The 16,799-nt window shown below is 71.7% G+C and carries 15 protein-coding genes; 4 read left to right on the top strand and 11 right to left on the bottom strand.

What is annotated here, in order from left to right; genetic code table 11:
- Positions 1-41: 41 nt before the first annotated feature.
- Positions 42-1,772 (top strand): hypothetical protein, encoded by a 1,731-nt coding sequence (locus CFP65_RS27535; RefSeq protein ID WP_104818712.1) that lies wholly within the window; start codon positions 42-44, stop codon positions 1,770-1,772.
- Between the two features lie 51 nt (positions 1,773-1,823).
- The gene (locus CFP65_RS27530) at positions 1,824-3,227 is read left to right on the top strand and encodes an amidase (protein ID WP_104818711.1); all 1,404 of its coding nucleotides are present in this window, start codon (positions 1,824-1,826) and stop codon (positions 3,225-3,227) included.
- Between the two features lie 222 nt (positions 3,228-3,449).
- Here the strand turns inward: CFP65_RS27530 and CFP65_RS41225 are convergent, their stop codons facing one another.
- Both CFP65_RS41225 and CFP65_RS27520 read right to left on the bottom strand, forming a co-directional pair.
- Positions 3,450-4,472, bottom strand: coding sequence for a VOC family protein (locus CFP65_RS41225; protein ID WP_104821164.1), 1,023 nt, complete (start codon positions 4,470-4,472; stop codon positions 3,450-3,452).
- Positions 4,473-4,477: 5 nt separating this feature from the next.
- Positions 4,478-5,371 carry a ketopantoate reductase family protein gene (locus tag CFP65_RS27520; RefSeq protein WP_104818710.1) on the bottom strand — a complete coding sequence of 298 codons (894 nt, stop codon included), beginning with the start codon at positions 5,369-5,371 and terminating at the stop codon, positions 4,478-4,480.
- 258 nt (positions 5,372-5,629) lie between these two features.
- Between CFP65_RS27520 and CFP65_RS27515 the strand changes: the two genes are divergently transcribed.
- Positions 5,630-6,532, top strand: a complete 903-nt coding sequence (locus CFP65_RS27515) for a LysR family transcriptional regulator (protein WP_104818709.1) — start codon at positions 5,630-5,632, stop codon at positions 6,530-6,532.
- A gap of 491 nt (positions 6,533-7,023) precedes the next feature.
- Here CFP65_RS27515 and CFP65_RS39235 read toward each other — a convergent pair whose 3' ends face one another.
- Both CFP65_RS39235 and CFP65_RS27505 read right to left on the bottom strand, forming a co-directional pair.
- Positions 7,024-7,200 carry a hypothetical protein gene (locus CFP65_RS39235; protein ID WP_158702372.1) on the bottom strand — a complete coding sequence of 59 codons (177 nt, stop codon included), beginning with the start codon at positions 7,198-7,200 and terminating at the stop codon, positions 7,024-7,026.
- An 11-nt stretch (positions 7,201-7,211) separates the two neighbouring features.
- Positions 7,212-8,621 (bottom strand): PLP-dependent aminotransferase family protein, encoded by a 1,410-nt coding sequence (locus CFP65_RS27505; protein ID WP_104818707.1) that lies wholly within the window; start codon positions 8,619-8,621, stop codon positions 7,212-7,214.
- Positions 8,622-8,668: 47 nt separating this feature from the next.
- On the opposite strand from CFP65_RS27505, the gene CFP65_RS27500 reads away from it, so the two are divergent.
- Complete coding sequence (locus tag CFP65_RS27500; protein WP_254552595.1) at positions 8,669-9,874, top strand: MFS transporter; 1,206 nt, start codon at positions 8,669-8,671, stop codon at positions 9,872-9,874.
- Positions 9,875-10,372: 498 nt separating this feature from the next.
- Here the strand turns inward: CFP65_RS27500 and CFP65_RS27490 are convergent, their stop codons facing one another.
- The 7 genes from CFP65_RS27490 to yvcK form a co-directional block, all read right to left on the bottom strand.
- Complete coding sequence (locus CFP65_RS27490; RefSeq protein ID WP_254553118.1) at positions 10,373-10,660, bottom strand: RNA polymerase-binding protein RbpA; 288 nt, start codon at positions 10,658-10,660, stop codon at positions 10,373-10,375.
- A 303-nt stretch (positions 10,661-10,963) separates the two neighbouring features.
- A complete protein-coding gene (gene secG, locus CFP65_RS27485; protein ID WP_104818704.1) occupies positions 10,964-11,200 on the bottom strand; it encodes a preprotein translocase subunit SecG in 237 nt (78 codons plus the stop codon).
- A gap of 101 nt (positions 11,201-11,301) precedes the next feature.
- Positions 11,302-12,087 (bottom strand): triose-phosphate isomerase, encoded by a 786-nt coding sequence (gene tpiA / locus CFP65_RS27480; RefSeq protein ID WP_104818703.1) that lies wholly within the window; start codon positions 12,085-12,087, stop codon positions 11,302-11,304.
- Positions 12,088-12,091: 4 nt separating this feature from the next.
- The gene (pgk, locus tag CFP65_RS27475) at positions 12,092-13,297 is read right to left on the bottom strand and encodes a phosphoglycerate kinase (protein ID WP_104818702.1); all 1,206 of its coding nucleotides are present in this window, start codon (positions 13,295-13,297) and stop codon (positions 12,092-12,094) included.
- Positions 13,298-13,447: 150 nt separating this feature from the next.
- Entirely contained in the window at positions 13,448-14,452 is a 1,005-nt protein-coding gene (gap, locus tag CFP65_RS27470; RefSeq protein WP_104818701.1) for a type I glyceraldehyde-3-phosphate dehydrogenase, read from the bottom strand.
- Positions 14,453-14,775: 323 nt separating this feature from the next.
- Complete coding sequence (gene whiA, locus CFP65_RS27465; RefSeq protein WP_104818700.1) at positions 14,776-15,756, bottom strand: DNA-binding protein WhiA; 981 nt, start codon at positions 15,754-15,756, stop codon at positions 14,776-14,778.
- Positions 15,747-16,793 carry a uridine diphosphate-N-acetylglucosamine-binding protein YvcK gene (yvcK, locus tag CFP65_RS27460; RefSeq protein ID WP_104818699.1) on the bottom strand — a complete coding sequence of 349 codons (1,047 nt, stop codon included), beginning with the start codon at positions 16,791-16,793 and terminating at the stop codon, positions 15,747-15,749. Before yvcK ends, whiA begins: the two co-directional genes overlap by 10 nt.
- Positions 16,794-16,799 lie beyond the last annotated feature (6 nt).

The raw sequence follows: 16,799 nt of genomic DNA, 5'->3' as shown, positions 1-16,799 counted from the left end.
GTTTCCGCCCCGGCCGGTCCGCGCTTTGGTAGAACTCTGCCGTGGGGAGCAACAGCATCAGCGGGGGCACCTTCCACGGCCCGTCCCTCCAGGCCGGGATCGTCCAGCTCGGTGAGCAGCCGGTCCGCCCGTCCGGCCTGCCGCCCCGGTCGGTCTTCGTCGGCCGGGAACGACAACTCGCCGAGCTGGCCGAGGCCCTGGCCGCCGAGGGAGAACTGGTCACGGTCTCGGCCGTCGCCGGGCTGGGTGGGATCGGCAAGACCGCGCTGGCCGTGGAGGCCGCGTACCGGGCGCAGCACCTCTTCCCCGGCGGGGTGCTCTTCATCGACCTCTGCGGATACGACGCCACCTGCCTCTCCCCGGACCAGGCCCTCGAATCCCTGCTCCACACCCTCGGCCAGCCCGTCCCACCCGGCCTGCGGGCCAAGGAGCAGCTCTACCGCTCCTGCCTGGCCGCCCTGCCGGGGCCGCTGCTGCTGGTTGCCGACAACGCCTCCGCCGCAGCGCAGGTCACCCCACTGCTGCCCGGCGACCCCCGCCACCGCGTCCTGGTGACCAGCCGTCACCTGCTCGCCGACCGCACCCTCACCCCACGCCACCTCACCCTCGACACCCTCACCGAAGCCGAATCGGTGGCCCTGCTCACCGAACTCGCCGGCCCGGGTGCCGCGTACCCCGAGCTCGCCGAACTCTGCGGCCACCTGCCACTCGCCCTCCGGATCACCGCCGCGCTGCTCATCGACCGCCCTCCCGCCCGCCTGGTCGCCGACCTCACCGACGCCCGCGAACGCCTCACCGAACTCGACCACAGCCCCGATTTCGCCGTCCGCGCCGCCTTCGACCTCTCGTACCGGCGCCTCGACCCCGAAGAGGCCCGCCTCTTCGCGCTGCTCCCCCTCAACCCCGGCCCCGACTTCGCCCTCCCGGCCGCCGCCGCCCTCGCCAACCGCCCCGAACGTGAGAGCGCCCGCCTGCTCCGCGGCCTCACCCGCGCCCACCTGCTCGGCCGCTCGAACGAGCGGTACCGACTCCACGACCTGGTCCGCCTCTACGCCGCCGACTGCCCAGTAGAGGGCGCCGAGGCCGCCCGACGACGCGTCATCGCGTACTACGTGGACACGGCCACCGCGATCCAGGCCGGACGAGCGGACCCGAACCGGCCCGAGCTGTCCGGCTGGCGGGCAGGCCAGTGGGTCCGGCTTGAGCTCAACAATCTGCTGAGCGTCTGGGTGGACTCCGCGAACCCGGTGGACGGGGTCGACCTGGGGAAGCTCGCGCTCGACCGGCTCACGCTGGACACCACCACGCTGTTCTGCGCCCTGCTGGCCGTATCGGCGCTGAACCGGTTCGACGGTCAGGTGCCCCTGGACCTCCCTGTAGACCTCCCGGCCTCGGACACGGACTCGGACGCCACGAGCCTCGGCCGGAAAGCCGTGGAGCTGTACCGAACCGTGCTGGCGGCCGAGAATCGCCCGCTGGAGGACCAGGCTGAGGTATTCGCAAGGATTCACGAGGTGCTGCGGCTCCAACTGGCCTTCTGTCGCCGGTTCGACGCTCTTCCGCTGGCCGGGGATCTCCTACTGCTGCTCAGTCAGGTCGAGCTGCGCCTGGGGTGGCGACAGCAGGCCGCCGCCCACGCGTGCGAGGCGGTCGAGGTCTTCGAGACGGTCGAGGAGACCGCCTACTCCGAAGTCGCCCGCGCGTACCTCGCGACACTCCTGCCGGAGGACACCCTCGGTGAAGGGTGTTCGAAGTCCTCGGGGCGGCCCTAGACTGCCAAGCTCCTGGAGTGACTACCGGTCAGTAGGGGTTGGGGAGTTCGGATGCTCGACGAGCGGGTCCACGCGTTCACCGACGACGCTCTCGGCGAGCACGACGCGGTGGCCCTCGCCGCTCTCGTGCGCGCCGGGGAGGTCAATCCGCGGGAGCTGGTCGCGGCGTCGGCCGCGCGGGCGGGCCACGTCGGCCGCGCGCTGCTGCCGGTGGCCCACGACGCGCACGACCGGCCGCAGATCAGCCGCGCGGGCATCGGCGGGCCGCTCTGGGGGGTGCCAACGTACCTCAAGGACAACGTCGACCTGCGGGGGCTGCCCACCGGGAACGGCAGTGCGGCGTACCGGGCCCGGCCGGCCCGGCGGAACGCTCCGTTCACCGATCAGTTCCTGGCCACCGGCCTGGCCGTGCTCGGGAAGAGCCGGCTGCCCGAGTTCGGGCTGAACGCCTCCACCGAGTACGCCGCCGCCGAGCCCGTCCGCAACCCGTGGCTGCCCTCGCACTCGGCCGGCGCCTCCTCGGGCGGCTCGGCCGCCCTGGTCGCCTCGGGCGTCGTGCCGATCGCGCACGCGAACGACGGCGGCGGGTCGATCCGGATCCCCGCCGCCGCCTGCGGCCTGGTCGGCCTCAAGCCCAGCCGGGGGCGGCTGGTCGCCAACGAGCAGAGCCGCCGGCTGCCGCTGGACATCGTCACGGACGGCGTGCTCACCCGGTCCGTCCGGGACACCGCCGCGTTCTTCGCCGCCGCCGAACGGCACCATGCCGACCCGCAGTTGCCACCGATCGGCCTGGTCGAGGGCCCGAGCGGCCGCAGCCTGCGGATCGGCCTGGTGGTGGACTCGCCGATCGCCGAGACCGACGGTCCCACCCGCCGCACCGTGGAGGAGACCGCCGCCCGGCTGGCGGCGCTCGGCCACCGCGTCGAGCCGACCACGCTGCCCTTCACCGCCGAGTTCTCCCGCGATTTCGTCTCCTACTGGGGCTACATCGCCTGGGCGATCGCCGTCAGCGGCCGGCTGCTGATCGACCCGGGCTTCCGGGCCGGCGACCTCGACGGCCTCACCACCGGGCTGCGGCGCCGCTTCCAGCGCGAGTACCGCCGCACCCCGGGCGTGCTGCGCCGCCTGCGCGCGGCGGAGGCCACCTACGCGGGCCTCTTCCAGCGGTACGACGTGATCCTCTCCCCGGTCCTCGCCCACGTCACCCCGCCGATCGGCCACCTCAGCCCGAACCTGCCCTTCGAGGACCTGATCGAGCGTCTGCTCCGCTACGTGGCCTTCACCCCGCTCAACAACGTGGTCGGCAGCCCCGGCCTCGCCCTCCCCGCCGGCGCCACCGAGGACGGTCTCCCGATCGGCATCCACCTCTCCGCCGCCCACGGCCAGGAGCGCCTCCTCCTGGAACTCGCCTTCGCCCTGGAGGCCGACCGCCCCTGGCGCCGAATCCAGGACTGAACCCCTCCTCGGGGCCCTGGTAGAACTCTGCCGTGGGGAGCAACAGCATCAGCGGGGGCCGGTTCTTCGGTCCGGTCATCCAGGCGGCGACCGTCCAACTGCCGAAGAGCCGGGCCGTGCCGTTCGGCCTGCCGGCCCGCTCGGTCTTCGTCGGTCGGGAGCGGCAACTCGCCGAGCTGGCCGAAGCTCTGGAGGCCGGCGGTGTCGACGCCGCCAGGAGACTCACGAGTTCGATTCGACAGCCGGACGGGGGTTGTAGGTGCTGATCTCGATGAGGTTGCCGTCCGGGTCGCGCAGGTAGGTACTGGTGATGGGTCCTTGGGCGCCGGTTCGCGGCACGGGGCCTTCCAGTACGGGCACTCCGCAGGCGGTCAGCCAGGCCAGGATCTGTTCCTGCGGGATGTCGGTGACCAGGCACAGGTCTGCGCTGCCAGGGGTGGGGTGAGTGGCGTGCGGGAGGAGTTCGCGGCCGGCCTGATGGAGGTTGATCTTGCTGGCGCCGAAGGTCAGTGCGCGGCGTCCCTCCCCGAAGGTGACCGCGCGCATGCACAGGACGCGTTCGTAGAAGTCGACGGTGCGTTCGATGTCGGCGACGGTCAGCACCAGGTGGTCCAGGCCGGTGATCTGGATCCTCGTCCCCGGTTCGAGGGAATACCGGCCAAGCTGCCGCCTGCAGGCGTCCCATGCCGGGGCGGAGAGCAGGTCCCGTGAGTGGGTGAACAGGCGGTGCAGGGCGGGGCCGTGGCGGTCGGCGAGGTCCGTACTGTGTGCCAGCACGTCGAGTTCGTTGGCGGCCGTGATCTCGACGAAGGCGCGCAGGTCCGGCGGCGACGGGGTGTGCTCACGACCGGTGAAGCGGTCGCGGAAGACCACCGGCCGCGCGCTCGCCAACCGGGGATAGACGACGCTTCGGTCACAGCTGGCGTAGAGGTGGACCAGTGCCTCGGCCCGGTCGCCGATCAGTTCGGCGAGGAGCGCGCGCTCGTCGGTGCCCATCAGGGCGTGGTCGAACCCGTCGGTTCCGTACATGGCGTGACACAGTCCGGCAGCCTGCAGGTCCGGCCCGGCTCCCCAGTCGGCCAGCAGGCGGGCGACTCGGTTCAGGTGGTCCAGGAGCGTACCGCCAGGATGCTTCGTCTTGTCGGCGCCCCGGGCGCGCAGGAGGTCCTGGACGGCGGGCCAGGCCGCTGCAGAGCCGCGGTCGCTTCCCGGTGAGCCGCCATTGGACGGGATGGATCGCCTCATCACGTTCAGGCCTCCTGGGTGGTCAGGCGTGCGACTTCTGCCACCAGTCGTGCTGTGACCGGGGTCTCGACGTGGTGGGCGGCGCCGGCGCGGAGGACCGCTCCGCCGATGGCGTCGACTTCGAGTGGGCGTCCCGCTTCGGCGTCGCGCTGCATCGAGGACTTCATCGTGGGCGGGACACGGTCGAAGAAGGAGAGCACGGTCCCGGTCGTTACCGGTGCGCCGGCGACCCGGGCCACGGCGGTGATCTCGTCGAGCACGGCGAGCAGTTCCGGGCGCCGCTCGCCGCGGATGGTCCCGACGTCCGCGCGGTGCCGGGTGGTCAGCAGGGCGAGCGGGGCGAGGAAGGCGAGCTTGTCCCAGAGCATCGCCGTCTCGTCGCCTCGCAGGGTCACGCCGAGACCGGCGTGCCGTAGTCGGTCCGCGAACCCGCCGGGAGGCGAGGCAAGTTCGATGTCGGCGAAGGGACTTGTGTGGTGAATGAGCCCCGGTGCGGTGCGCGTGGCTTCGACCCTGATCGTGCCGGCGACGACCTCGGCCGCGGGGTAGCGCTCGCGCAGCAGGCGGAGGTGGTCGAGGCCGTTGAGCAACGGGATCACGACCGCATGGCCGAGGACGGCGGCCGGGACGCGGTCGAGCGCCTCGTCCAGGGAGGTCTGCTTGACCGTCACAAAAACGGCGTCCACCGGCTCTCGCAACCGGGTGTCCGCCTCCACCGCCGCGGTGAAGTCCCCGTACCGGGCGCTCTCCACGCGCAGGCCGCCCTGGCTCAGTGCGGCGGCGGTCGCCTCGCCGGCCAGGCAGATGACGCGATGCCCGTCACGGGCGAGAAGCGCACCGATCAGGCCTCCGACACCACCCGGTCCGAGAACGGCCACCGTCAGCGGGGTTGTGTTCATCTGAGCTCCTGTCGTCCTTGGGAGACCCGTTCAGCCGGGCTGAGGCCGACGGGAGCCAACGGGAGGAGCGGCGCGTGGACCACGGCATCTCCCCTCGCCGCGAAACGGGTCGACACCCGCCGGCCGCTCACCGCACCGCGTCCGGAACGGGTGAGCGACGGGCGGGTTGCCGCCCTGGGCAGTAATGATCAAGCGCCCCACGACCCAAGTCAATCAACGGATTTACTGGCATCGCTCCAAGCAATACCTTGGGTCATCGTGACTCTCGACGATCTCCGCGTCTTCGCCGCGGTCTGCCGAGCCGGCTCTCTGAGCGCGGCGGCCCGTGACCTTTCCTGCACGCAGTCCGCGGTCAGCCAGCACGTGAAGCGGCTGGAGCGGCAGTTGGGCCTGAGCCTGCTGGAACGGCACACACGGGGCGTGGTGCCCACGCCGGCCGGACACACGCTGAACGCGGCGGTCACCGAGGGCCTGGGCAGCATCGACCACGCACTTCGCCGACTGGAAGAAGCCGCGCGCGCGGAAGGCGGATCGGTACGGGTCACGACGGGAGCCACGACCATCCGGCACTTCATGTCCGCGGCCGTCGTCGACTTCCGGCGGCAATTTCCCCGCGCCAGCCTCGAATTCCAGACCGAGACCTCCAGCCGCGGCTGCTTCGACGCGCTCGCCACCGGCCGCGCCGACCTCGCCTGGATCACCCTGGGGCCCACAGATCGCGCCATCCAGCAACGCCCCGTCGTCGAAATCCCCTGGGCGCTCGCCGTCTCGGCGTCCGACCCGCTCGCGGCCAAGGCCCGCGTCGAACCGGCCGACCTGCAGGACGCCCGGCTCATCGGGCTTCCGCAGAACTCCACCTCCCGCCTGCAACTCGGCGCCTGGCTCGCGGAAGCCGGGATCCAGCCTGTCTTCGACACCAGCGTCACCGACTGGGACACCGCGATCCTGCTGGCCGAACTGGGACTGGGCCTCGCCGTCGTCCCGGCCCTGCCCGCCTGGAGCGGCCCCGGACACTCCGACCTGCGACTGATCCCCATCCCCGCGCTCCCCGCCCTCACCGCGGGCTGGGCGGTACGCCGCTGGGAGGCCCTCTCCCCGCTGGCCCGCACGTTCGCCGAGGCCGTCGCGCACCACTGCGACAAGCAGACCGTTCGGGAATAGCTGCCGGCCACGACGCGCCGTCAGCGTGTGGCCGGGGTCGGTCGCGGTAAGGCCGACGGGGGGCGAGGGTCCAGGAGCGGTCGAGGTCGGTCGCTTCGAAGCGAGCCACTGGGAAGTTGCGTGCGGCCAGAGTAGCGATGGTCTCGTCGAGTGCCCAGGTGACGTAGCCGGTGGGCAAGTCGACGGTGGTGTAACCGAGCTTCAGGTCGATGTGGTGGGTTTCGAGTTCGCGCCGGGCAGGGTGGAGGGTGTACCAGGCGGGGTGTCGCCATCCCGCGAGGGCGGTGGCCTGGGTGGGCCAGCGGTCGGAGGGCATCGCTGCGGCCTCGTCGGAGCAGTCGGGCCAGGCTGCCGCGCAGGTCCGCGACGATCTCGGCGGCGCCGCGACCGGCGCCGTCCCGCAGCGCGTGGTCCAGGTGGCGGCGTCGGCCCGTGCTCCGGGTTCGATGCCGGTGCGAGCCAGGACAAGCAGTCATCGGTAGACGTCGGCGCTACGCGCCAGGTGCGTGATGACGAGCCCACGGCTCCATCCGGGAAGCACGGATGGAGCCGTGGGCAGTCACGTCCGTATGGGCGTCGAGGCCGGCAGCCAGGCGCGTGGCCGAGCTGCGGACGTCGTGGAGGAGAGCGGCGATGTCGGCCGGATCGAGGTCGGTGCTGGTGGTCATGGGTCGGTAGGTTACGGCCGGCCGGCCAGCAGGTGGCCGATGGTCGCGATGCCCTCGGCGATGGCTCGTTCGCCTACGTTGCCGAAGCCGAGGACGAGTTGCGCCGGCGCGGTGGCGTGTGAGGCCCGGTGGGCGCTCATGCCGTAGAGGCCGACGGACCGTTCGCGGGCAGCGGTGACGATGTGGTGTTCGTCGGCGCCCGCGGGCAGGTGGGCGACGGCGTGGAAGCCGGCGGCGAGGCCGGTGACCGGCAGTTCGGGGGCGTGTTCGGCGAGCGCGGCGAGCAGGACGGTGCGGCGGGCGGCGTAGGTGGCGCGCATGCGGCGTAGGTGGCGGTCGAAGCGGCCCGACTCGATCAGTCTGGCCAGGGCGAGTTGGTCGAGTGTGGGCGTGCCGCGGTCGCTGCGGTGCTTTTGCTCGGCGATCGGTCCTGCCAGTTGGGGCGGGCAGACGATCCAGCCGATGCGCAGGGCGGGCGCGAGGGACTTGCTGACGGTGCCGATGGAGATCACCCGGTCCGCGGCCAGTCCCTGGAGGGCGCCGACGGGCTCGCGGTCGTAGCGGAACTCGGCGTCGTAGTCGTCCTCGATGATGACCGCGTCACGGTCGCGGGCCCACTCGACGAGGGCCAGTCGGCGCTCCGGGGCGAGGGCGACCCCGGTCGGCCACTGGTGGGCGGGGGTGACGACGACTGCGCGGGCGGCGGTCGCGGCCAGCGCGCGCACGTCGATGCCCTGCTCGTCCACCGGGACGGGGATCGCACGCATGCCCGCCGTGGCGGCTGCGGCGGTCACGGTGCCGGGTGAGCCCGGGGCCTCGAAGGCCACAGTGTGCGTACCCGCGTCCGCGAGGGAGCGGAGCGTCAGGCCGAGGCCCTGTGCGTAGCCGTTGCAGACGACGATGTGCTGCGGGTCGGTCGCAGCGGCGCGCACCCGGCGCAGGTACCCGGTCAGGACCTCGCGCAGGGCCGAGTCGCCGCGCGGGTCGCCGTAGTCGAACCGGGCGGTCGGCATGGTGCGGGCCGCCTCGCGCAGGGCCCACAGCCAGTCCTGGACTGGAAAGGAGCCGAGATCCGGTACGCCGCAGCGGAAGTCGGCCACCAGGCGCGACGCGGCGGTACTCGGTTGCGGGATGCCGGGCGGTACGGCGGCGCCGGTCGCCACCCGGGTGGCGGACCCGGGACGGGTGGTCAGGTATCCCTCGGCCTGGAGCTGGGCGTAGCACTCCTGGACCAGGCCGCGAGAGACGCCGAGCGACCGGGCGAGATCACGGGAGGACGGCAGGCGTTCGCCGACCTGCAGGCGGCCGGTGCGGATTGCGTCCCGCAGCCCGTGCTGTAGTTGGGCGTGCAGCGGTCCGCCGCTGGTCCGGTCGACGGTCAGCAGCAGCTCGGGCGGGGAACTGGACCACTCCGGCGGCATGGAAGTGGAGCTTACCGGCGATCCGGTCGCGCTCTTAGCCTCCAGCTGTGACCGAAACGCTCGACACCACCTCCCCAACTACCACCACGCGCCCGGCTCTGCTGACACGGCCGCTGCTGCTGCGCTTCGTGTCCATCCTGGGCGCCTCGACCAGCTTCTACCTGCTGCTGTCCGTCGTACCGCGCTACGCCTCGACCGGAGACCGGGGCGGAGGCGGCGGCGCAGCAGGACTGGCCACCGGAGCGCTGATGCTGGCGACGGTGCTGGGTGAACTCGCCACCCCCGTCCTGGTCCGCCGCTGCGGCTACCGCGTCGTACTGGCCGTCGGCCTGGCCCTGATGGGCGCACCCGCGCTGGCGCTCGGGTTCTCCCGGAACCTCGAGTGGATCGTCGCAATGTGCCTCCTGCGCGGACTCGGCTTCGCGTTCACTGTGGTCGCGGGCGGCGCGCTGACCGCCTCCCTCATCCCGGCCGAACGGCGCGGCGAAGGGCTGGCGCTGGTCGGCATCGTCAGCGGACTCCCAGCGCTGCTGAGCCTGCCGATCGGGGTGTGGTTGGCCGCACACGCGGGCTACGGCGTCGTCTTCACGGCCGGCGCAGTGACCGCGCTCGCCGCGATTCCCGCAGTGCCCGGCCTGCCCGACCGGATCCGCGCCTCCGGGCCGGCGATCGGCATCACCGAGGCGCTCCGCACGGCCGAACTGCGCCGCCCCGCCGTGGTCTTTGCGGTCACGGCACTCGCGGCAGGGATTGTCGTTACTTTCCTGCCGCTCGCTGTCCGTGTGTCGGCCACGGGCCTGGTCGCGGCGGCACTGTTCGTCCAGCCTGCGACGGCCACGCTGGCCCGCTGGCTCGCCGGGCGTCACGGAGACCGGTGCGGCTCCGCCGGGCTCGTATTGCCGGGTCTGCTGCTGTCCGCGCTCGGCACCGGGCTCATGGCGCTGACCGGCCATCCGGTGGCTGTGATCATTGCTGTCGGTCTGTTCGGCATCGGCTTCGGCGTTGCCCAGAACGCCACGCTCACGCTGATGTACGCGCGGGTCTCCGCCGCCGGCTACGGCACGGTCAGCGCGCTGTGGAACTTCGCCTACGACGCCGGCATGGGCGTCGGCGCCGTCGCCTTCGGCTGGCTCGCTGCCGGAACTGGCTACCCGTGGGCGTTCGCGCTGACCGCCCTGGCCATGCTCGGTGCCCTCGTCCCTGCCCTGACCGACCGCAGCGCCGATCACCCGAAGCGTCGTGCCGACCGCTGACTCACCACACCCGTCGCGACCACCACGCCAGGGCGCGGCAAGGCCGAAGCCAGTGAGTTCCTACGACCGCTCCTTGCCATAAGTATGGAGCCAAGCGCTGGACCGAACGAACTCGCCTGAGCGGTCGATCCCCGTGCGGACACCGCGCGCCCTCTCGCAGACGGCCTGTACCGAGGTGCCCGGCCATAACGCCGCAGCGGCAAGAGACTTCGCGAGGCCGCCGATCGGGTCGCTGCGGTTGGTAGCCAAGCTCGCCTCCCGGAAGCGGTTCCGAGCCGACCAGAAGCCGAGCAGCACGTCGCCCAACAGGAGCGCGTCGCTCGAAGGGTCCACGTTCAAGACTGATCTCAACCCATCTCGAAGGTAGAGCCGGATACGCTGTGGAACGCAAAGCCGACAGCTTCAATCACGAGACATGGTTTGCCTGGTGAACTGCTGGCGCATGCCGAAGGGCGCCGCCGTCGGGAAGACGGTGGCGCCCTTCGGTACGGGCAGAGCTCAGATCTCGCCGCGCAGCTTGGCGAGCGCCTCGGCCAGGATGGCCTCGCCGTCCGCGTCGGTGCGACGCTCGCGGACGTAGGCGAGGTGGGTCTTGTAGGGCTCGTTGCGGGACGGGGCCGGAGGGTTGTGCTCGTCCTGGCCGGCCGGGAAGCCGCAGCGGGGGCAGTCCCAGGTCTCCGGGATGACGGCCTCGGCTGCGAAGCTGGGGCGCGTCTCGTGCTTGTTCGCGCACCAGAAGGAGATCCGGCTACGGGGGGCGGATTCGCCGCGCTCCGCCTCGCCCATCGGGCCGGCGCCGACTCTGCTGCCACGGATGGCGTTGCCACTTGCCACGATCTGACTCCCTGCGTGCTGGTGCGATGCGATCTGGCCGCGCCCGCGCCCCGAGGAGGGCTGCCCGCACCAACGCGCGGCGGGGCGGCGGCTGCAATCACCTGCCGCCCGGCCGCAGCCTGCGGACGGTGGCGAAGTTGTCTTAGTGTAAGCAGCGGTTAAGGATCTGTCCCCACCGCCTCCGAACACCGAGGCCTCACTCAGGATAGACGGACCGGCGACGCACCGTCAGATCGGCAGCAGAAGCGGCAGCGGTCAGCTCTTGTACTTGAGCACCAGACCGAGCACCACGATGCAGACGAACCAGCCGACGCCCACGATGATGGTGATGCGGTCGAGGTTGCGCTCCGCGACGGCGGAGCCGCCACCGGCGGACATCGAACCGCCGCCGAACATGTCGGACAGACCGCCGCCCTTGCCCTTGTGCAGCAGCACCAGGATGACCATCAGCAGGCTGAAGATGATCAGGGCAATCGAGAACCCGAGAACCACGGCGGGACCAACTCTCTCGTAACTCGTATCGAGTGTCTGCGGCGAAGGGCCGGGCCCGCGTAGTGCGGCCCGGCCCCAAAGCCTACGTTGCTGCGGAGGCGTTAGCCTACTGCCTGGTCACGGTACCGCACGATCTTGACGAACTCGTCCGCGTCCAGGGAGGCTCCCCCGATCAGGGCGCCGTCCACGTCGGGCTTGGCCATCAGGCCGGCAGCCGAGGAGGACTTGACCGAACCGCCGTACAGGACGCGCACCTTGTCGGCCAGCTCGGCCGAGTAGAGCTCGGCCAGGCGGGCGCGGATCGCCGCGCAGACCTCCTGGGCGTCCTCGGGGGTGGCCACCTCGCCGGTGCCGATCGCCCAGACCGGTTCGTACGCGACCACGATCTGCTCGGCGTCGGCGGCGGGCACGCCGTCCAGCGCGCCGTCCAGCTGGGCCAGCGTGTGGGCGACGTGGGTGCCGGCCTTGCGGACCTCCAGCGGCTCGCCGATGCACAGGATCGGGAGGAGGCCGTTGCGGTACGCGGCCTTGACCTTCGCGTTGACGAGCGGCTCGTCCTCGCCGTGGTACTGGCGGCGCTCGGAGTGGCCGATGGCCACGTAGGTGCACTTGAGCTTGGCCAGCATCGGGCCGGAGACCTCGCCGGTGTAGGCCCCGGAGTCGTGCGCCGAGAGGTCCTGGGCGCCGTACTTGATCTTCAGCTTGTCGCCGTCGACCAGGGTCTGCACCGAGCGCAGGTCGGTGAACGGCGGCAGGACGGCGACCTCGACGGCCTCGTAGTCCTTGTCGGAGAGGGCGAAGGCGAGCTTCTGGGTGTGGGCGATGGCCTCGAGGTGGTTGAGGTTCATCTTCCAGTTACCCGCCATCAGCGGGGTGCGGTCACTCATCTGTTCAGTCCTCCAGTGCGGCCAGGCCGGGGAGGGTCTTGCCCTCCAGGTATTCGAGGCTCGCGCCACCGCCGGTCGAGATGTGCCCGAACTCCGTCTCGTCGAAGCCCAGGATCCGGACGGCCGCGGCCGAGTCGCCGCCGCCGACCACGGTGAACGCCTCGCTGTCGAGCAGCGCCTTGGCGACGGCCTTGGTGCCCTCGGCGAAGGTCGGGTGCTCGAAGACGCCGACCGGTCCGTTCCAGAACACCGTCTTGGCGTCGGCCAGCTTCTCGGCGAAGAGCGCCTGGGTCTTCGGGCCGATGTCCAGGCCCTCCTTGTCGGCGGGGATCTTGTCCGCGTCGACGACCTCGAAGTCGGTGACCGGGGCGTGCGTCTTGAGGTCGGGGAAGCTCGCCGAGACGGCCACGTCCACCGGCAGCACGAACTCCACGCCGTTGGCCTTGCCGCGCTCCAGGTACTCCAGGACGGTGGGGATCTGGTCCTTCTGCAGCAGCGAGATGCCCACCTCGTGGCCGAGGGCCGCGAGGAAGGTGTAGGCCATGCCGCCGCCGATCAGGATGCGGTCGGCCTTGCCCAGCAGGTTGTCGATCACGCCGACCTTGTCGGAGACCTTGGAGCCGCCGAGCACCACCGCGTACGGGCGCTCGACCTCCTCGGTGAGGCGCTTGAGCACGCCGACCTCGGTGGCGATCAGGTCGCCGACCGCGTGCGGGAGCAGGCCCGGGAGGTCGTAGACCGAGGCGTGCTTGCGGTGCACCGCGCCGAAGCCGTCGCCCACGTAGAGGTCCGCGAGGGCGGCCAGCTCGGCGGCGAAGGCGCCGCGCTCGGCGTCGTCCTTGGCCGTCTCGCCGGCGTTGAAGCGCAGGTTCTCGAGCAGCGTGACCTCGCCGTCGCCGAGGGCGGCGACGGTGGCCTTCGCGCTCTCGCCCACGGTGTCGGTGGCGAAGGCCACCGGCCGGCCGAGGATCTCGCCCAGGCGGGCGGCGACGGGAGCGAGGGAGAACTGCGGGTCGGGCTCACCCTTGGGGCGGCCCAGGTGGGAGGCGACGATCACCCGGGCACCGGCGGCGACCAGCTTGGCGATGGTCGGCGCGACGGCACGGATGCGGCCGTCGTCGGTGATCGAGCCGCCGGACAGCGGCACGTTCAGGTCGGCGCGGACGAACACGCGCTTCCCGGCGACGTCGAGGTCTTCGATGGTCTTCACGGGTTTCGGTCTCCTGGGGGTACGACGCGAGGGTGGGCGCACGACGACGGGCGGCCCACGGGAAGAGTGAGGGAGTCCGCAGAGCCAGGGCCCGGACCACGAGAAACGGTCCGGGCCCTGGCTCCTTACTTCACTTCAGCTCCCGCTGCGTCAGAGCTGGCCGCCGACGAGCGAGGTCAGGTTAACAAGGCGGTTCGAGTAGCCCCACTCGTTGTCGTACCAGCCGAAGATCTTGACCTGGTTGCCCTGGACCATCGTCATCAGCGAGTCGAAGATCGTGGAGTACGGCGAGTTCACGATGTCCGAGGAGACGATCGGGTCCACGCAGTACTGCAGGATGCCCTTGAGGGAGCTCTCGGAGGCCTTCTGGAAGGCCGCGTTGACCTCCTCGACGGTGACCTCGCGCTCGAGGGTCACGACCAGGTCGGTGATCGAGCCGGTCGGCACCGGGACGCGCAGCGAGGTGCCGTCCAGCTTGCCCTTGAGCTCGGGCAGGACCAGGGCGGTGGCCTTGGCGGCACCCGTCGAGGTCGGGATGATGTTGAGCGAGGCCGCGCGGGCGCGACGCAGGTCCTTGTGCGGGAAGTCCAGGGTGACCTGGTCGTTGGTGAACGCGTGGACCGTGGTCATCAGGCCCTTGACGATGCCGAAGTTCTCGTTCAGCACCTTCGCCAGCGGCGCCACGCAGTTGGTGGTGCAGGAGGCGTTGGAGATGATGTCGTGCTTGGCGGCGTCGTACTTCTCGTCGTTGACACCCATCACGATGGTGACGTCTTCGTCCGTGGCGGGCGCCGAGATGATGACCTTCTTCGCCCCGGCGGTGAGGTGCTTCTTCGCAGCCTCGGCCTTGGTGAAGATACCGGTGGACTCGATGACGACGTCGGCACCGAGAGCAGCCCACGGCAGGTTCGCCGGGTCGCGCTCGGCGACGACCTTGAAGGTGTGGCCATCGACGGTGATGGAGTCTTCGGTGTGGCTGACCTCGCCCGGGAAGGTCCCCAGGATCGAGTCGTACTTCAGGAGGTGTGCAAGCGTCTTGGTGTCGGTCAGGTCGTTGACACCGACGATCTCGATGTCCGCGCCCTGGGACTTAACCGCACGGAAGAAGTTGCGGCCGATGCGGCCGAATCCGTTGATGCCTACCCGGATCGTCACGAACCGATCTCCTTTAAGGTACGCCGACCATGGCCAGGCCACGGCCGACGGGGGTGTGTTATTGGGATGTCCCCGACCGCTAACGACCCTACCCTTCCGGGCCCCGCCAGAGCACATCCGCACCCCGCCGAACCCTTGGCGTGGCGCGAAGTCGGGCCCTTCGGCCCGGGCCCGCGAGCCACTCGGCCCGGCCCCCGCGGGCCGAACAACCGGGCGGCGCGGGCCGAATGCCCCGGCCCCGGAAGGCCGTTACGGAACGACAAGACGGCGCCCACATGGTGGACGCCGTCTGTTCGGTGGGTGAGACTCCCCGGAAATCGGGGTCAGTTCATCGCCATCTCGTCGGTCAGATTGGCCTCGGTGCTCGGCAGGCCGAGCTCGCCGGCCCGCTTGTCGGCCATCGCGAGCAGCCGGCGGATCCGGCCGGCCACCGCGTCCTTGGTCAGCGGCGGGTCGGCCAGGGCGCCCAGCTCCTCCAGCGAGGCCTGCTTGTGCTGCATCCGCAACTGGCCGGCCGCGGCCAGGTGCTCGGGCACCTCCTCGCCGAGGATCTCCAGCGCGCGCTGCACCCGGGCCCCGGCCGCCACGGCGGCCCGGGCCGAGCGGCGCAGGTTGGCGTCGTCGAAGTTGGCCAGCCGGTTGGCGGTGGCGCGGACCTCGCGGCGCATCCGCCGCTCCTCCCAGGCCAGCACCGACTCGTGCGCGCCGAGCCGGGTGAGCAGGGCGCCGATCGCGTCGCCGTCCCGGATCACCACCCGGTCGACCCCGCGCACCTCGCGGGCCTTGGCCGGGATGCCGAGCCGGCGGGCCGCGCCGACCAGGGCGAGGGCCGCCTCGGAGCCGGGGCAGGTGATCTCCAGCGAGGAGGACCGCCCGGGCTCGGTGAGCGAGCCGTGGGCCAGGAAGGCGCCGCGCCAGGCCGCCTCGGCGTCGCAGGTGGCGCCGGAGACCACGGCCGGGGGCAGGCCGCGGATCGGGCGTCCCCGCCCGTCCACCAGGCCGGTCTGCCGGGCCAGCAGCTCGCCGTCCTTGACCACCCGCACGACGTAGCGGCTGCCGCGCCGCAGGCCGCCGGGGGCCATCACCACCAGGTCCGAGGAGTGTCCGAAGATCTCCAGCAGGTCCTTGCGCAGCCGCCTGGCCGCGATGCCGGTGTCCAGCTCCGCCTCGATCACGATCCGGCCGCTCACAATGTGCAGCCCGCCCGCGAACCTCAGGATCGCCGACACCTCAGCCTTGCGACAGCAGGCCCGGGTGACGGGGAGCCGGCTGATTTCGTCCTTCACCGCCGGAGTCATCGCCATGGGCCGATCCTTCCATGTGTCCGGAAAATCCGGTCGTACGCAGCCGCCAAGAGTTCCGGGTCGTGTCGCGGCGAGCCGTCCGCCCGGGCCACCCGGTCGAGCACCAGTGCGGCGCCCATCCGGGCCGCGGCCTTGTCCAGGCCCGCGAGGTCGGCCACGCCGAAGGCGCCGCCGGTCACGGCCCGCTCGTCCACCAGGATCGCATCCACGGCCAGCCCGGGGGCGTGGTCGGCGATCACCTCCAGGTGGCGCTGGGGCGAGAAGCCCTCGGTCTCGCCCGGCTGGGGGGCCAGGTTGAGGGTGAGCAGGCGTCGGGCCCGGGTCTCGGCCAGGGCCTTGGCCAGCTCGGGCACCAGCAGGTGCGGCAGCACGCTGGTGAACCAAGAGCCGGGGCCGAGCACCACCCAGTCGGCCTCGTCCACGGCCTTGACGGCCTCGGGCACGGCGGGGGGCAGCTCGGGCAGCAGCTTGATCGACTGCACGGTGCCGGGGGTGGAGGCCACGCTGGCCTGGCCCCGGACGGCGGTGATCCGGCACGGCTCGGCCGGGTCGTGGCCGCGCACCAGCGCCTCGATGTCCAGCGGCACCGCCGACATCGGCAGCACCCGGCCCTGCACGTTGAGCAGCCGGCCCACCCAGTCCAGGGCGGCCACCGGGTCGCCCAGCTTCTCCCAGAGCGCGACGATCAACAGATTGCCGACGGCGTGGCCGTGCAGCTCGCCGTTGCCGCTGAACCGCTGCTGGATCACCTCGGACCAGGTGCGGCCCCAGTCGTCGTCCCCGCAGAGCGCGGCCAGCGCCTTGCGCAGGTCGCCCGGCGGCAGCACCCCGAGCTCGGAGCGCAGCCGCCCGCTGGAGCCGCCGTCGTCGGCCACCGTGACCACGGCGGTGAGCTCGGTGGTCAGGCGGCGCAGCGCCGAGAGCGAGGCGGACAGGCCCTGGCCGCCGCCGAGGGCGGTGACCCGCACCGGCTGGGGCCTGGGCGTGCCCGGCCGCGGCCTCGGGGCGGTGGCCCGGCGCTGCCGCGCCGGCGTCATTCCCGT

Origin of the sequence: Kitasatospora sp. MMS16-BH015 (genome assembly GCF_002943525.1) — a bacterium.
In the GTDB taxonomy this organism is placed as follows: domain Bacteria; phylum Actinomycetota; class Actinomycetes; order Streptomycetales; family Streptomycetaceae; genus Kitasatospora.
Note: the sequence above shows the minus strand (reverse complement) of the source record. Positions and strands in the feature narration are given on the sequence as shown.

Excerpts from the sequence above, each read along its gene's own strand:
- tpiA (WP_104818703.1), bottom strand. The coding sequence starts at position 12,087 with ATGAGTGACCGCACCCCGCTGATGGCGGGTAACTGGAAGATGAACCTC.
- CFP65_RS27490 (WP_254553118.1), bottom strand. The coding sequence starts at position 10,660 with ATGGGCGAGGCGGAGCGCGGCGAATCCGCCCCCCGTAGCCGGATCTCC.
- yvcK (WP_104818699.1), bottom strand. The coding sequence starts at position 16,793 with ATGACGCCGGCGCGGCAGCGCCGGGCCACCGCCCCGAGGCCGCGGCCG.
- CFP65_RS41225 (WP_104821164.1), bottom strand. The coding sequence starts at position 4,472 with ATGAGGCGATCCATCCCGTCCAATGGCGGCTCACCGGGAAGCGACCGC.
- CFP65_RS39235 (WP_158702372.1), bottom strand. The coding sequence starts at position 7,200 with ATGACCACCAGCACCGACCTCGATCCGGCCGACATCGCCGCTCTCCTC.
- CFP65_RS27520 (WP_104818710.1), bottom strand. The coding sequence starts at position 5,371 with ATGAACACAACCCCGCTGACGGTGGCCGTTCTCGGACCGGGTGGTGTC.
- CFP65_RS27530 (WP_104818711.1), top strand. The coding sequence starts at position 1,824 with ATGCTCGACGAGCGGGTCCACGCGTTCACCGACGACGCTCTCGGCGAG.
- whiA (WP_104818700.1), bottom strand. The coding sequence starts at position 15,756 with ATGGCGATGACTCCGGCGGTGAAGGACGAAATCAGCCGGCTCCCCGTC.
- CFP65_RS27505 (WP_104818707.1), bottom strand. The coding sequence starts at position 8,621 with ATGCCGCCGGAGTGGTCCAGTTCCCCGCCCGAGCTGCTGCTGACCGTC.